1 protein-coding gene is annotated in these 235 nt (G+C 64.7%); it reads left to right on the top strand.

The genetic code is table 11. The annotated features are described in order from the left end of the window. A partial coding sequence (locus tag KVS71_RS18955; RefSeq protein WP_302677831.1) for a citrate/2-methylcitrate synthase occupies positions 1 to 235 on the top strand: 235 nt, incomplete at both ends.

Genomic DNA, 235 nt, shown 5'->3' with positions numbered 1-235 from the left:
GCGGGTGAAGAACAAGGAAGAGGGCGTCAAGCTCATGGGCTTCGGCCACCGGGTCTACAAGAACTACGACCCGCGCGCGAAGCTCGTCAAGGAGGCCGCCGACGAGGTGCTCGAGGCCCTGGGCGTCAGCGACCCGCTGCTCGACCTCGCCAAGGAGCTCGAGCAGATCGCCCTGCAGGACGACTACTTCAAGGAGCGTCGCCTGTACCCCAACGTCGATTTCTACACCGGCGTC

The organism is Microbacterium sp. GbtcB4 (assembly GCF_019091465.1).
GTDB lineage: Bacteria > Actinomycetota > Actinomycetes > Actinomycetales > Microbacteriaceae > Microbacterium > Microbacterium paraoxydans.
The sequence above is the reverse complement of the archived record's forward strand: the minus strand, read 5'-3'. Positions and strand labels throughout refer to the sequence as shown.